The 12,640-nt window shown below is 67.2% G+C and carries 15 protein-coding genes; all 15 read right to left on the bottom strand.

Annotated features, from left to right (window positions below; all coding sequences use genetic code 11):
- Positions 1 to 2: 2 nt before the first annotated feature.
- Positions 3 to 1,337: a c-type cytochrome biogenesis protein CcmI gene (ccmI, locus tag AXYL_RS12130; RefSeq protein ID WP_013393082.1), complete on the bottom strand. Its 1,335-nt coding sequence runs from the start codon at positions 1,335 to 1,337 to the stop codon at positions 3 to 5.
- Positions 1,334 to 1,858 carry a cytochrome c-type biogenesis protein CcmH gene (locus AXYL_RS12135; RefSeq protein WP_013393083.1) on the bottom strand — a complete coding sequence of 175 codons (525 nt, stop codon included), beginning with the start codon at positions 1,856 to 1,858 and terminating at the stop codon, positions 1,334 to 1,336. Before AXYL_RS12135 ends, ccmI begins: the two co-directional genes overlap by 4 nt.
- Positions 1,855 to 2,376 carry a DsbE family thiol:disulfide interchange protein gene (locus AXYL_RS12140; protein ID WP_013393084.1) on the bottom strand — a complete coding sequence of 174 codons (522 nt, stop codon included), beginning with the start codon at positions 2,374 to 2,376 and terminating at the stop codon, positions 1,855 to 1,857. Before AXYL_RS12140 ends, AXYL_RS12135 begins: the two co-directional genes overlap by 4 nt.
- Complete coding sequence (locus tag AXYL_RS12145; RefSeq protein WP_013393085.1) at positions 2,376 to 4,382, bottom strand: heme lyase CcmF/NrfE family subunit; 2,007 nt, start codon at positions 4,380 to 4,382, stop codon at positions 2,376 to 2,378. Before AXYL_RS12145 ends, AXYL_RS12140 begins: the two co-directional genes overlap by 1 nt.
- The gene (gene ccmE, locus AXYL_RS12150; protein ID WP_013393086.1) at positions 4,379 to 4,834 is read right to left on the bottom strand and encodes a cytochrome c maturation protein CcmE; all 456 of its coding nucleotides are present in this window, start codon (positions 4,832 to 4,834) and stop codon (positions 4,379 to 4,381) included. Before ccmE ends, AXYL_RS12145 begins: the two co-directional genes overlap by 4 nt.
- Positions 4,831 to 5,007: a heme exporter protein CcmD gene (gene ccmD, locus AXYL_RS12155; RefSeq protein ID WP_013393087.1), complete on the bottom strand. Its 177-nt coding sequence runs from the start codon at positions 5,005 to 5,007 to the stop codon at positions 4,831 to 4,833. Before ccmD ends, ccmE begins: the two co-directional genes overlap by 4 nt.
- Positions 5,004 to 5,792 (bottom strand): heme ABC transporter permease CcmC, encoded by a 789-nt coding sequence (ccmC, locus tag AXYL_RS12160; protein WP_013393088.1) that lies wholly within the window; start codon positions 5,790 to 5,792, stop codon positions 5,004 to 5,006. Before ccmC ends, ccmD begins: the two co-directional genes overlap by 4 nt.
- Positions 5,793 to 5,799: 7 nt before the next feature.
- Positions 5,800 to 6,465 (bottom strand): heme exporter protein CcmB, encoded by a 666-nt coding sequence (gene ccmB / locus AXYL_RS12165; RefSeq protein WP_013393089.1) that lies wholly within the window; start codon positions 6,463 to 6,465, stop codon positions 5,800 to 5,802.
- Positions 6,431 to 7,105 carry a heme ABC exporter ATP-binding protein CcmA gene (ccmA, locus tag AXYL_RS12170; RefSeq protein WP_013393090.1) on the bottom strand — a complete coding sequence of 225 codons (675 nt, stop codon included), beginning with the start codon at positions 7,103 to 7,105 and terminating at the stop codon, positions 6,431 to 6,433. Before ccmA ends, ccmB begins: the two co-directional genes overlap by 35 nt.
- Entirely contained in the window at positions 7,092 to 7,730 is a 639-nt protein-coding gene (locus tag AXYL_RS12175; RefSeq protein ID WP_013393091.1) for a cytochrome c3 family protein, read from the bottom strand. The genes ccmA and AXYL_RS12175 overlap by 14 nt, the downstream gene beginning before the upstream one ends.
- A gap of 16 nt (positions 7,731 to 7,746) precedes the next feature.
- Positions 7,747 to 8,223: a nitrate reductase cytochrome c-type subunit gene (locus tag AXYL_RS12180; protein ID WP_041653353.1), complete on the bottom strand. Its 477-nt coding sequence runs from the start codon at positions 8,221 to 8,223 to the stop codon at positions 7,747 to 7,749.
- Between the two features lie 20 nt (positions 8,224 to 8,243).
- Positions 8,244 to 10,739, bottom strand: a complete 2,496-nt coding sequence (gene napA, locus AXYL_RS12185; protein ID WP_041653357.1) for a periplasmic nitrate reductase subunit alpha — start codon at positions 10,737 to 10,739, stop codon at positions 8,244 to 8,246.
- Positions 10,723 to 11,040: a chaperone NapD gene (locus AXYL_RS12190; protein ID WP_013393094.1), complete on the bottom strand. Its 318-nt coding sequence runs from the start codon at positions 11,038 to 11,040 to the stop codon at positions 10,723 to 10,725. Before AXYL_RS12190 ends, napA begins: the two co-directional genes overlap by 17 nt.
- Positions 11,041 to 11,063: 23 nt before the next feature.
- Complete coding sequence (gene napE, locus AXYL_RS12195; protein WP_013393095.1) at positions 11,064 to 11,222, bottom strand: periplasmic nitrate reductase, NapE protein; 159 nt, start codon at positions 11,220 to 11,222, stop codon at positions 11,064 to 11,066.
- A 234-nt stretch (positions 11,223 to 11,456) separates the two neighbouring features.
- Positions 11,457 to 12,365: a LysR family transcriptional regulator gene (locus tag AXYL_RS12200; protein WP_013393096.1), complete on the bottom strand. Its 909-nt coding sequence runs from the start codon at positions 12,363 to 12,365 to the stop codon at positions 11,457 to 11,459.
- Positions 12,366 to 12,640 lie beyond the last annotated feature (275 nt).

Raw genomic sequence — 12,640 nt, forward strand, 5'->3', positions numbered from 1 at the left:
CGCTAGGGCACGACGGTATCGGCCACCAGTTCCAGCCCGGCGGCATGGTTGCCGATGCCGACTAGGGAACCGCCCAGGTCGCCTGGTTTGGCGGCCGCCGTGCCAGACCGGCTGACGCGGATTTCTACGCGCACCTTGCCGGCTTTCGACAAGGTCGCGTCAGGCGACATGGCGCTGCTGTCGTCCAGCACGAAGTCCCGCGGCAGGTCGGACACCTGCATGCGCAGGATGGCCAGCGGCATGCGCGACCCTTGCTCGGGCCGCGCCAGAATGAACACGGTATCGGAGGGCTGGACCCGGCCGCGCAGCGCGTCGGCGATGCTCGCGCGTCCGCTGATGCGGGCAGAGGACGCGGTGGCCGCAGGCGCGGGTGCCGAGCTGGCGGCGGGGGGAGTGGAGGCCGAAGGCGGCACCGAGGCTGCGGATGCCGCCGCGGACGTCCCGGAAGAAGCAACAGCAGAGCTCGCGGCGGATGCTCCCGCAGGCGCGGCCGCCATGGCGCGCGCCTGTGCGATGTTCGACTGGATCTGCCGCGCCGCTTCCGATTCCGGCGGCAGCTGAGCTTGCAGGCGTTCCCAGTGCGCCAGCGCCTCGGCCGCGTCGCCACGGCGCAGCGCCATCATGCCGGCCAAGGCCAGGGCCTTAGGCTGGTCCGGCTGCGCGGCCAGCGCTTGCGCTACCGCCGCGATGGAGGCTTCGTCGGGATTGCCCTGGTTGGCCGAAAGCAACGCGTCGGCCAGGTCGGCCAGGACAGCAGGCTGTCCCGGCACCAGCCGCAGCACTTGTTGATAGGCGGCCACCGCATCGGTGTAGCGCCCCAGGGTTTCATATGAGCGCGCCAGCACGTACCAGCCGTCGGCGTCATCCGGCGCTGCCCGCAGCCGTAGCGCCAGCGCGTTGATGGCCTGTGTCATGTCATTGGCGGTTTCCGCGGCATGCGGCTCGGCCTGCTGGCCCACCCCGGCGCTGGCCGCCGCGCGCGGATTGCCCAGATGGCCGTACAGCAGCACGGCGGCCACCGGGATCAGCACGGTCAGCAGGCAGGCTGCGACGATTCCTGCGCGCTGCCCGGCCCAGGGTGTGCTGCGGGCCTGCCGCAACTCCAGGTCTTGCAGCAGGTCGCGCTGCAATTCATCCTCCGCCCGCGTCCATGCAGAGGCAGTGAGGCTGCCGTTGTTGAGGTCGCGTTGCAGCTGTTCGCGCTGCGCCCGATAGAAATCGCGCACGTTGGCTTCGGAGGCCGGTTGCGCGGCTGGGGCGCGGCGCAGCAGGGGCGGGATCAGGCAGAGCAGCGTCGCCAGCAGCAAGAGCAGCACGATGAGCCAGAGCGACGTCATGATCCGGTATCCAGAAAGCGGGCGGCGCGCTCGCGTTCGTCCGCGGTCAGCGGCGCGCGCGCGCTGGCGCGACGCTTCAAGGTGCGCAACAGCACGAAGAAGCCCAGCGCCAGCAGCGCGAACGGCCCCAGCCACAGCAGCCAGGTAATGGGTTTGAAGGGCGGGTCATAGCGCACGAAGTCGCCATAGCGGTCTTCGAAGAAACGCATGATCTGCGCGTCGCTGCGGCCAGCGGCCAATTGGTCGCGGATCAGCTTGCGCATGTCCTGGGCCAATGGCGCGTTCGACTCGGCCAGGGTCTGGTTCTGGCATACCAGGCAGCGCAGTCCGTGGGCCAGCTTGTCGGCGCGTTGTTCCAGGACAGGCGGCAAGGGCTGCGCGGCGGACGCGTGGACTTGGGCGCGCGCGGCGCCGGGCAGGGCCAGCAGAAGGGCGCAAAGCCCAGCGCGGATCAGGGTGTAGAGTCTGGCCCGGCACGGATTGTGCAACAGGCGGCACAGCTGGGCAGGCAGCCGGATCATCGCAGCGCCTCTATCGCGGGCTGGATCCGGTCGCGCCAGATCTCGGGCGTGATCAGGCCCAGCTGCTTGTAGCGGATGCGGCCGTCGCGGTCGATCACGAAGGTCTCGGGCACGCCGTAGACGCCATACTCGATGCCGACGCGGCCGTCGATGTCGCTGGCGGACGCGATGTAGGGATTGCCGTTGCGCGCCAGCCAGGCTTCGGCGTCTTCCGGCTTGTCCTTGTAGTTCAAGCCATACAGCGGAATGCCGTGGCGGCTGGCGGCCTCGCGCAGCACGGGCAGTTCGTCCTTGCACGGCCCGCACCAGGAGGCCCAAACATTCAGCAGCCAGACCTGGCCGCGCAGCGACTGCACCTCCAGCTTCTGGCCGGGCGTCAGCAATACGGGCAGGCCGATGGCGGGGGCGGGCTTGTCTATCATGGCCGAGGGTACGGCCCGCGGGTCGCGCGACAGGCCCATCGCCAGGAACACGGCCATCGCCAGGAAGGCCGCCAACGGCACCAGGTAGCGCAACATCAGGCGCCCTCCCGCGTGGGCCGCGCGGCGCCGGCCATGGCCGGCTGCGGCGCGCGGGCCTGTTCCTGCGCGCGGCGGTAGCGCTTGTCGCCGGCCGCCAGCAGGCCGCCCAGCGCCATCAGGATGCAGCCCGTCCAGATCCAGGTCATGAAGGGCTTGACCTGCAGGCGTACCGTCCAGGCCTTGTCGCCCACGGGGTCGCCCAGCGCCACGAACAGGTCGCGGGTAAAGCCGCTGTCGATGTCGGCCTGGCTCAAGGCCATGTCCTGTACCGTGTAGAGACGTTTTTCCGGGTAGAGGGTCAGCACCGGCTTGCCGTCACGGGTCACCGGGAACACGGCGCGCTGGGCGCTGTAGTTGGGTCCGGCGGCCGGGCCGATGCTGGCGAAGGTGAATGCATAGCCGCCGGCCTCCTGGGTGGAGCCTATCTCCATCCGCAGCTCCTGCTTGACCTCGTAGCCATTGGCCAGCGTGACCCCGGCGATGAAGATGCCGATGCCCGCATGCGCCAGCAGCATGCCGTACCAGGAGCGCGGCTGGCGGCCCAACCGGCGCAGCCAGTGGCCGTCGCCATCCGTCAGGCGCTGCCAGGCGTGCGTGGCGGCGCTGGCGACCGACCACGCCGCCAGCCACAGGCCCAGCATCACCATGGGCGAACCCAGGCGCGCCGGGCCCGGCATGGCCAGCGGCAGCAGCAGCGCGGTCGCCACGCTGACCGCGAAAGCGATGCGCAGGCGGCGGCCCAGGTCGGGCAGCTCCGCCTGCTTCCAGCGCGCTACCGGACCGACACCCATCAGGAAGATCGCGGGCGTCATCAGCGGCACGAACACCGCTTCAAAATAGGGCGGGCCGATGGAGATCTTGCCCCACTCCAGCACGTCCAGCACCACGGGGTAGAGCGTGCCCAGCAGCACCGAGCCGGCCGCCACCGTCAGCACCACATTGTTGGACAGCAGCAGGGACTCGCGCGACAGCAGCGAGAATCCGCCGCCCAGGCCCACCTTGGGCGCGCGCCAGGCATAGAGCGCCAGCGATCCGCCCACGATCACCAGCATGAATCCCAGGATGTACAGGCCGCGTCCCGGGTCCACCGCGAAGGCATGCACGGAAGTCAGCACGCCCGAGCGCACCAGGAAAGTCCCCAGGATGCTGAGCGAGAAGGTGCAGATCGCCAGCAGCACGGTCCAGCTGCGGAAGGCGCCGCGCCTCTCGGTCACGATCAGCGAGTGGATCAGCGCGGTCCCCGCCAGCCAGGGCATGAACGAGGCGTTCTCCACCGGATCCCAGAACCACCAGCCGCCCCAGCCCAGCACGTAATAGGCCCAGGCGCTGCCCAGCAGGATGCCTATGGTCAGGAAGGTCCAGGCGGCGAGCGTCCAGGGGCGTACCCAGCGCGCCCACATGGCATCCAGCTCGCCCGACAGCAGCGCAGCGATGGCGAAGGCGAAGGCCACGGAGAAACCCACGTAGCCCATGTACAGCATCGGTGGATGCACGATCATGCCCGGATCCTGCAGCAGCGGATTCAGGTCGCGGCCCGCCATGGCCGGCGGCATCAGGCGTTCGAAGGGATTGGACAGGAACAGCAGGAACAGCAGGAAGCCCACGCTGATCCAGCCCATCACCGCCAGCACGCGGCCGACGAAGGGCAGGGGCAGGCGGCGGCTGCACAGCGCCACGGCCAGGGTCCAGGCGGTCAGCAGGTACAGCCATAGCAGCAGCGAGCCTTCATGTCCGCCCCAGACTGCGGCGAAGCGGTAGGCGGCCGGCAGGTCCGCATGCGAATTGGCGGCCACGTACAGCACGGAAAAATCGTTGTCCACGAAGGCCCAGGCCAGGCAGCCGATGGCCACGGTGGTCAGGCCGAATTGGCCGACGGCGGCGGGCCGCGCCACCCGTAGCCCCGCCTGCCAGCCGGTGGCGGCGCCCACCAGCGGCAGCACGCCTTGCGCCAGCGCCACCAGCAGCGCCAGGATCAGGCTGAACAGTCCGATCTCGGGAATCATTGCGCCTCCGCCCGCATGGTGCCCGCTCCGGCGCCCGCGCGCTTGAGCGCGTCGGCGGCCTCGGGCGGCATGTAGTTCTCGTCGTGCTTGGCCAGTACCTCGGTGGCGCGGAACACGCCGTCCGGCCCCAGCTTGCCGGCCACTACCACACCCTTGCCTTCCCGGAACAGGTCAGGCAGCAGGCCCTGATACGTCACCGGCACGGTGTGCGCGGTGTCCGTCACCACGAAGCGCAGCGTCAGGCCGTCGGCCTCGCGGCGCAGCGAGCCTTGCTCCACCAGGCCGCCGACGCGGAAGCTGCCGCTGGCCGGCGCTTCCCTGGCCACCACTTGCGTGGGGCTGAAGAAAAACACCAGATTGGATTGCAGGGCATTGAGCACCAGCGCGGCGGCCGCGGCCAGCAGCCCCAGGCCGCCGACGATGGCCAGCGCGCGGCGCTTGCGCGGGCTCATGACGCAGCCCCGTCCGCGCGCCTGGCGGTTTGCTGCGCCGCGCGCCGGGCGCGGCTGCGGCTGCGGCGCCACAACAGCGCGGCTTCCAGTCCGATCAGGGCCAGCGTCACGCCATAGGCGCCCAGCAGGTAGGGGCTATGGCCCTGCAGCGAAAACAGCGCTTCCCAGCTCATGGCGCCTCCCGCCGCGCGCGGCCCGCGCGGACGGCGCCCGGCTCGCGCTCGGCGATGATGCCGCGCACGCGCGCCAGCGCCGCCGCCGCGCTGTAGAGCCAGAACGCCGCCACCATCAGCAGCATCGACGTCACCATGATGTGGGCCATGCTGGGCGCGGTGGTGAGATTGATCGACGCGCCCTGGTGCAGGGTGCTCCACCAGCGCACCGAGAAATAAATGATGGGCACGTTGATCACGCCGGCCAGCACTAGGATGGCGCCGCCGCGGTCGGCCCGTTGCGTGTCGTCGTCGGCGGCCGCCTGCAAGGCCATGAAGCCCAGGTACAGGAACAGCAGTATCAGTTCGGAGGTGAGCCGCGCGTCCCATACCCACCAGGCGCCCCAGGTGGGCTTGCCCCACAGCGCGCCGGTCCACAGGGTCAGAAAGGTGAACAGCGCGCCGGTGGGCGCGAGCGCCCGCATCATCATGAACGACAAGCGGGTATTGAAGATCAGCCCCAGCGCGGCGTACAGCGCCATGACCAGATACAGGAACATCGACATCCACGCCGCCCCGACGTGGATGAACAGAATGCGGTAGACCTCGCCCTGCTGGCTGTCGGTGGGCGCCACGGCCAGCCCCACGTACAGGCCCGCAGCCGCGAACAGCGCGGCGCCCAACGCCAGCCATGGAATCATCCGGCCTGCCAGCGGATAGAAGGCGGCGGGCGAGGCGTACCGCAGCCAGCCCGCGCCTGCTGCGGCGGCGGGCGGATACGCGTCCAGGGCAGGGTGCTTGTGCATGGCGTCCTCAGTCCAGCGCCACGCGCAGCGCCGCCGAGGCGCTCCAGGGGCATAACAGGATGGCCAGGCACAGGCATGCGCCCAGCAGCGACAGTTGCGGCCCGGCGCCCATGCCGGCATGCGAGGCCGACACCGCGCCCGCGCCGAAGATCAGCACCGGCACGTACAGCGGCAGCACCAGCAGCGGCAGCAGGGCGCCGCCGCGCAGGCCCAGCGTCAGCGCCGCGCCCAGTCCGCCCACCAGCGCCAGCGTCGGCGTGCCCAGCAGCAGCGACAGGACCAGAATGCCGATGGCCTGCGGCGACAGGCCGAACTGCAGGGCCAGCACCGGACTAGCCAGGATCAAGGGCAGGCAGCTGCTGAACCAGTGCGCCGCCAGCTTCGCGCCCACCAGCAGCGGCAGCGGATGCGGCGACACCAGCAGTTGCTCCAGCGCGCCGTTGTCGTAGTCCTGGGCGAAGGGGCGGTTCAGTGTCAACAGAATGCCCAGCAGGGCGCAGACCCACAGCACGCCCGGCCCGATGGCCAGCAGCAGCGCGGGATCGGGACCGACCGCCAGGGGGAACAGCGTGCCGGCCACGATGAAGAACAAGGTGGCGCCCAGCGTGTCCGCGGGCCGTCTCCAGGCCAGGCGGATTTCACGCAACGCCAACTGCGACAGCGTAGCCAGCATCCGCGTAGTCATCCATGTCCAGGGTTTGGGTATGCGCGGCGGCGGTGCCCGGCTCGCGGTGCGAGGCGAGCACCACGGCGCCGCCGGCTGCCAGATGGGTTGCCAGCGCCAGGCGCAACTGTTCCAGGCTGGCCGAATCCAGGCCCGCATCGGGCTCGTCCAGCAGCCACAAGGGTTTGCCGCCGAGCACCACGGCAGCCAGCGCCAGCCGCCGGCCCTGGCCTTGGGACAGGCGCCGCGCGGGAGCATCGGCGCAGGACTCCAGGCGCCACGCGCGCAAGGTGTCCGATAGGCGTGTTTCCGCCTGCGGGGTGCCGGCGACATGCAGGGCGTAGCGCAGGTTTTCGGCGGCGCTCAGCTCGCCGCACAGGCCATTGCCGTGTCCCAGGTAGGCCATGCAGGCGCGGTAGCTTGCGGGATCGCGGCGTGCGTCGCTGCCGCGCCAAAGCACGCCGCCCGCCTGCGGCCGCAGCAGGCCCGAGAGCATGCGCAACAGGCTGGTCTTGCCGCTGCCATTGGCACCGCGCACGTGCAGCAGCTGGCCGCCATGCAGTTCGAAATCCACGGGCGCGCAATGGCCGCGACGGCTGGCGAGGCCGCGCGCGCAGAGCAGGGGCAACGGCGCGTCAGCGGGCCGCATGCGCCACTTCCTTGGCCGGGCCGGCCGGCTCGGGCGCCATCGAGGTCGGGCCCGGGCCCATATTGGGCAGCTTGTGGGCGATGCCCTTGTGGCAGTCGATGCAGGTCTTGCTCTTGTCCGCCAGATAGGTGGAATGCATGTTCTGCGCGCGCGGGCTCTGGCGCGTGAAGTCCATGTACTCGTAGTTGTGGCAGTTGCGGCATTCCAGCGAGTCGTTGGCCTTGAAGCGTGCCCACTCGTGCTGGGCCAGTTCCAGGCGCTTTTCCACGAACTTTTCGCGCGTGTCGATGGTGCCGAAGATCTTGCCCCACACTTCCTTGGACGCCTGCATCTTGCGCGCAATCTTGTCGGTCCAGTTGTGTGGCACGTGGCAGTCCGAGCACAGCGCCCGCACGCCGGAACGGTTGGTGAAGTGAATCGTGCCCTTGAGTTCGGCGTACACGTTGTCGCGCATCTCGTGGCAGCCGGTGCAGAACTTCTCGGTGTTGGTGAGCTCCATGGCGGTGTTGAAGGCGCCCCAGAACAGGATGCCGCCGATGAATCCGCCGACCGTCAGGAAGCCCAGGCTGAAATGCACGCTGGGCCGTCGGATGATGTTCCAGTAGCGCTTGATGAGTCCGAGCATGGCTGCCTCCGGTCGCTTACTTCTTGGCGGGCGCCGGGGCGGTCAGGCGCTTGAGGATCACGTCGATGTCCTGGTAGGTATTGGACACCAGCGGCTTGGCCTCCGTTTGCGGCACGTGGCATTGCACACAGAAGTAGCGGCGCGGCGAGACTTCCGCCAGCACGTTGCTGTCGCGGTCCATATAGTGGGTCACGCTCAGGGGCGGGGCCTGGGTTTCCTCGGTGTTCACGCGCGCGTGACAGGCCAGGCAGCGGTTGAAGTCCTTGTCGACCTGATAGCCGTCGATCTTGTGCGGAATGGTGGGCGGCTGCATCGAATACGTCCGCATGCGCCGGATGTCCTTGTTTTCGACCGGGCTGATGAGCGGCGGGTCGGCTTCCTGCGCGATCGGGGTGGGGCCGCGCATCGGGTCTTCGACCTCCAGCGGTGGCGCCGCCCACGCGGCCGAACCGAGGATGACACACGTCGCGAGAGTAAGGGCGCGTAGGTTCATGGCTGTCTCCGGTTCGCCTTTCAGACCTTGACGATCTTGACCGCGCACTTCTTGAAGTCGGTCTGGAACGAGATCGGATCGGTGGCGTCCAGCGTGACCTTGTTGATCAGCTGGCCGGCGTCGAACCAGGGCACGAAGACCAGGCCGCGCGGCGGCTTGTCGCGGCCGCGGGTCTCCAGCCGGGTGCGCATCTTGCCGCGGCGCGATACGACCTCGACTTCGACGCCGCGCCGCAGGCCCATTTCCTGGGCGTCGTCGGGGTGCATGAAACAGACCGCGTTGGGGAAGGCTCGGTACAGCTCCGGCACCCGCCGGGTCATCGAGCCAGAATGCCAGTGTTCCAGCACGCGCCCGGTGGACAGCCAGAACGGGTACTCCTTGTCCGGCGATTCCGCGGGCGGTTCATAAGGCAGGGCATAGATCACCGCGCGGCCGTCCGGGTTGCCGTAGAACTCGAAGCCCGCGCCCGCTTTCACGTAGGGGTCGCTGCCTTCGCGGTAGCGCCACAGCGTTTCCTTGCCCTTGACCACCGGCCAGCGCAGGCCGCGCACTTCATGATAGGTGTCGAACGGCGCCAGGTCGTGGCCGTGGCCGCGGCCGAATTCGGCGTATTCTTCGAACAGCCCCTTCTGCGCATAGAAGCCGAAAGCCTCGGCCTCCTGGTTGGCGTAGTCCTTGGCGCGCTCGGTATTGGGATAGCGGTTGACCTTGCCATTGGCGAACAACACGTCGAACAGCGTCTTGCCGCGGTATTCGGGTTTCTTGGCCAACAGGTCGGCGGGCCAGACTTCCTCGACCTTGAAGCGCTTGGAAAATTCCATCAGCTGCCACAGGTCCGAGCGGGCATCGCCCGGCGCGTTGACCAGCTGGTGCCAGAACTGGGTGCGTCTTTCGGCGTTGCCGTAGGCGCCTTCCTTTTCCACCCACATGGCGGTGGGCAGGATCAGGTCGGCCGATATCGTCGTGACCGTGGGGTAGGCGTCCGAGACCACGATGAAGTTCTCGGGGTTGCGATAGCCGGGCAGCCCCTCGTTCATCAGGTTGGCGGCCGCCTGCATATTGTTGTTGACCATCACCCAGTAGGCGTTGATCTTGCCGTCCTTCAGCATGCGGTTCTGCAACACCGCGTGCGCGCCCACCTTGCTGGGAATGGTGCCGTCGGGCAACTGCCAGATTTCCTCGGCGTGCGCGCGGTGCTTGGGATTTGTGACCACCAGGTCGGCCGGCAGACGGTGCGAGAACGTGCCCACTTCGCGGGCGGTGCCACAGGCGGAGGGTTGGCCGGTCAGCGAGAATGGGCTGTTGCCCGGGGTGGAGATCTTGCCGGTCAGCAGATGGATGTTGTAGGCCATGTTATTGGCCCACACGCCGCGCGTGTGCTGGTTGAAGCCCATGGTCCAGAACGAGGTCACGCGCACTTTCGGATCGGCATAGAGTTCGGCCAGCTCTTCCAGTTGCTTCTTGGGCACGCCGCTCAGCTTGGCGGTGTAGTCCAGGTCGTACTTGGAGACGAACTTGGCGAATTCATCGAAGGTCATCGGCTTGGAGCCGCCGGCGTCGCCCGCGTTCTTGGCGGCCTTTTGTAGGGGGTGGTCGGGGCGCAGTCCGTAGCCGATGTCGGTATTGCCTTCGCGGAACACCGTGTGCTTGTCGACGAAATCGCGGTTGACGCGCTTGGTCTGGATGATGTGGTTGGCAATGTAGTTCAGGATTGCCAGGTCGGTCTGCGGCGTGAACGTCAGCGCACTGTCGGCCAGCTCGTAGGAGCGGTGTTCGAAGGTGGACAGCACCACTACCCGGGTTTTGGGGGCGGACAAGCGGCGGTCGGTCACGCGGGTCCACAGGATGGGGTGCATCTCCGCCATGTTGGAGCCCCACAGCACGAAGGCATCGGCGTTTTCGATGTCGTCGTAGCAGCCCATGGGCTCGTCGGCACCAAAGGTGCGCATGAAGCCCACCGCTGCCGAGGCCATGCAATGGCGGGCATTGGGGTCCAGATTGTTGGTCCGGAAGCCCGCCTTCATCAGCTTGAGCGCGGCGTAGCCTTCCCAGACGGTCCATTGGCCCGAGCCGAACATGCCCACGGCCTCGGGACCCTTGTCCTTCAGCACCCGCTTGAACTGTTCGGCCATGACGTCGAAGGCCTGGTCCCAGGACACCGGCGCAAATTCACCGTCCTTGGCGTATTTGCCGTCCTTCATGCGCAAGAGCGGCGTGGTCAGCCGGTCGTTGCCGTACATGATCTTGGACAGGAAATAGCCCTTGACGCAATTCAGGCCCTTGTTCACCTCGGCGTTGAAATCGCCGTGCGTGGCCACGACCTGGTTGTCCTTCACCGCGACGTTCACGCCGCAGCCGGTCCCACAGAACCTACAGGGCGCCTTGGACCATTTGAGCTTGGCGGCCTCGGATTCGGTGACGATGTTCTGCGTATAGCCGACGATGGGGATGCCGGCCACCGTGGCGGCCGCGGCGGCGGCGGATTGCTTGATGAAGTCTCTACGAGCCATTGCCATCGTCAATCTCCTCGTTCATCGCGTCCAGCGTATCGGCGTGCTGGTAAACCAGCGCCGAAGCCAGCACGCCATCCAGGCGCTGGATCTCGGAGATCCGGGCCATCATGTCGTCGGTGGAGGGGGCTTCCAGGGTGACCACCAGTTTCCCGGTGTCGGAGGCGCCATGGATTTCCGCGCCGGCGATCGCAAGAATCGCCAGGCGGACGTCGGGCAAGCGGCGAGGCGTGGCATGCACCACCATGCTGGCGATATGCAGCTCTGGCGGCGCCGCAGGCGGCGCGGAATGGGGGAGCGCGGACATGGGAGGGGTTCCGTCGCGTCGCATCAGCTACCGGGGGGGCCGGCGATCAGCTGATAGAACCAGACCAGGAAACCGTAGCCTGCCACGATGATGACCGACAGGACGGGGGCCATGACAGCCGTCAGGAACAGGAAACTGCGCAGTTCCTGAGGCTTGGTGTAGCCATCGGACTCGTTTTGCACACACCACCTCACTACGACAGTTGGGGCATTGCGTTTAACGTGCGGATATCGAAGCTTTTAGCAGATGGCTTTGAAAGGCGTCAATGTTGCACCACGGCGTAACAATCCGCGCCCGCGCTATATAGCGAGACGCCAAACGGGCAGGGAAATGATGCAAAGCGTCGCCGTTGAACGGCTCAGAAGCGCATGGGCAATCGGCGTTCATTCCTGATGGCGCATAGGCCTTGGGCCAGTTCAAACGGCGGACTGCAGGAGCGCCGGAATGTCCCGCTTCAGCAGGTCGAGCACCGCCCGCACGCGCAAAGGCAACGGGCGCAGTGGCGGAATCAGCGCATTGAGCGGAAGAGACGGAACGCGATAGCCATCCAGCAGTTCCACGAGACGTCCTCGTGCCAGCGCCCTGGCGCATGCGGGATGCTGCAGGACGCCGATGCCGCCGCCCGAGAGGATCAGATCGTACATGGGACGCCAATGGCTGACCGTCATGGCGGTCTTGATGCGCGTTTGGACCACCGGCCCGTTCTCGCGCATGAGCGGCACCTGGTCGTTCATGAAAGCGGCCTTCACACGGATGAAAGGGTGGCAGGCCAGGTCCGCCGGCGTTTCCACCGGGCCGCGGGCCGCCAGGTAGGAGGGGGCCGCGACCAGCTTGCGGCCCACCCACCCGAGCGGAAAAGCGATATAGCCTCCGTTTTCGTTGAGGCGGCCCAGCCGCAGCGAGATGTCGACCCCTTCGATGACCGGATCGGAGATGGCGTCGCTCAGCGTAAGGTCCATGTGCAGCGCAGGATGGGCTGCGCGCACGTTTATCAGGGCTCTGGGTACGACGGTCTCGCCGAGGCACTGCGGCGCGGCGAGCCTCAAGTTTCCTCGTATCTGTCCATCGCTGAATGTTACTGAATTTATCGTCATTTCGGCCGTATCGAGCAGGTGCTTGCCCTGCTCGTAGAACGTCCGGCCCTCAGCGGTACAGCTCAGCTTGCGGGAACTGCGCACCAGCAGGCGGGCGCTGAGGAAACGTTCCAGCTTGTCGATGCGTTCGCTGACTGACGGTTGGCTCATGTCGAGATCGCGCGCCGCGCCAGAGATGGTTCCGCGTTCAACCACGCGGAGAAAGATGCGTATTGTTGCCAGCAAATCCATGGAGCCGCTCCTCGTGAAACCCCTGCCGACTCTAGGACGAATGAGCGGTCCATTTGTTTACTAACGGCAGGACGAAGGAAAACTTAACTGCGTGTGTTACCCGCCAGTGGCATCCCCGTATAGGTAGGCCAGGCCGATACACCCCATAGGCCCGAATGCAATGTGCGATTGCAATTGCGCGCCGTAGTCTTGACCTCAATGCATCACCCGATGCAGTCGCTGCGGGATGTCAGCGCTGGCGAGCGAGGCGTCCCGTGTAGATCTCGGCTCATTTC

Source organism: Achromobacter xylosoxidans A8 (assembly GCF_000165835.1).
In the GTDB taxonomy this organism is placed as follows: Bacteria; Pseudomonadota; Gammaproteobacteria; order Burkholderiales; family Burkholderiaceae_B; genus Achromobacter; species Achromobacter xylosoxidans_B.

Bases quoted from the DNA above. Each gene is read 5' to 3' on its own strand.
- ccmI (WP_013393082.1), bottom strand. From the start codon at position 1,337: ATGACGTCGCTCTGGCTCATCGTGCTGCTCTTGCTGCTGGCGACGCTG.
- AXYL_RS12135 (WP_013393083.1), bottom strand. From the start codon at position 1,858: ATGATCCGGCTGCCTGCCCAGCTGTGCCGCCTGTTGCACAATCCGTGC.
- AXYL_RS12140 (WP_013393084.1), bottom strand. From the start codon at position 2,376: ATGTTGCGCTACCTGGTGCCGTTGGCGGCCTTCCTGGCGATGGCCGTG.
- AXYL_RS12145 (WP_013393085.1), bottom strand. From the start codon at position 4,382: ATGATTCCCGAGATCGGACTGTTCAGCCTGATCCTGGCGCTGCTGGTG.
- ccmE (WP_013393086.1), bottom strand. From the start codon at position 4,834: ATGAGCCCGCGCAAGCGCCGCGCGCTGGCCATCGTCGGCGGCCTGGGG.
- ccmD (WP_013393087.1), bottom strand. From the start codon at position 5,007: ATGAGCTGGGAAGCGCTGTTTTCGCTGCAGGGCCATAGCCCCTACCTG.
- ccmC (WP_013393088.1), bottom strand. From the start codon at position 5,792: ATGCACAAGCACCCTGCCCTGGACGCGTATCCGCCCGCCGCCGCAGCA.
- ccmB (WP_013393089.1), bottom strand. From the start codon at position 6,465: ATGCTGGCTACGCTGTCGCAGTTGGCGTTGCGTGAAATCCGCCTGGCC.
- ccmA (WP_013393090.1), bottom strand. From the start codon at position 7,105: ATGCGGCCCGCTGACGCGCCGTTGCCCCTGCTCTGCGCGCGCGGCCTC.
- AXYL_RS12175 (WP_013393091.1), bottom strand. From the start codon at position 7,730: ATGCTCGGACTCATCAAGCGCTACTGGAACATCATCCGACGGCCCAGC.
- AXYL_RS12180 (WP_041653353.1), bottom strand. From the start codon at position 8,223: ATGAACCTACGCGCCCTTACTCTCGCGACGTGTGTCATCCTCGGTTCG.
- napA (WP_041653357.1), bottom strand. From the start codon at position 10,739: ATGGCAATGGCTCGTAGAGACTTCATCAAGCAATCCGCCGCCGCCGCG.
- AXYL_RS12190 (WP_013393094.1), bottom strand. From the start codon at position 11,040: ATGTCCGCGCTCCCCCATTCCGCGCCGCCTGCGGCGCCGCCAGAGCTG.
- AXYL_RS12200 (WP_013393096.1), bottom strand. From the start codon at position 12,365: ATGGATTTGCTGGCAACAATACGCATCTTTCTCCGCGTGGTTGAACGC.